The sequence below is a fragment of the Haemophilus sp. UMB1048 genome (genome assembly GCF_030218125.1).
GTDB lineage: Bacteria > Pseudomonadota > Gammaproteobacteria > Enterobacterales > Pasteurellaceae > Haemophilus_D.
Genome location: NZ_JASOPB010000059.1, coordinates 1 through 308 on the forward strand (window position 1 = coordinate 1; position 308 = coordinate 308).

The window sequence follows — 308 nt, forward strand, 5'->3', positions numbered from 1 at the left end:
GTTCCCCACCGATTACCAGTTAGATCAGATTGGCAAGCTGGTGCTGGTGGATCGCACCCGTCCGTGGATGTTGAATAAATACTTCGATGCCGCCCATTTCCGGGTGATCGATAAGCCGATAGATCAGCAAACGCTGTTCGCCGAGCTGTGTCAGCAGCTGCAGCAGGAAGGCTTCGTCGATGCAGAATTTCATGATTCGGTGGTCGAGCGTGAAGCGATTGTCAGCACCATGCTGGGCGACGGTATTGCGCTGCCGCACGCCCTCGGCCTGTTAGCGAAAAAGACGGTGGTCTATACCGTGATCGCCC

1 protein-coding gene is annotated in these 308 nt (G+C 55.8%); it reads left to right on the forward strand.

Features of this window, described 5'->3' with window-relative positions; all coding sequences use genetic code 11:
- The coding region (locus tag QP437_RS09860; protein ID WP_285267713.1) for a PTS sugar transporter subunit IIA at positions 1–308 on the forward strand (308 nt) is incomplete at both ends.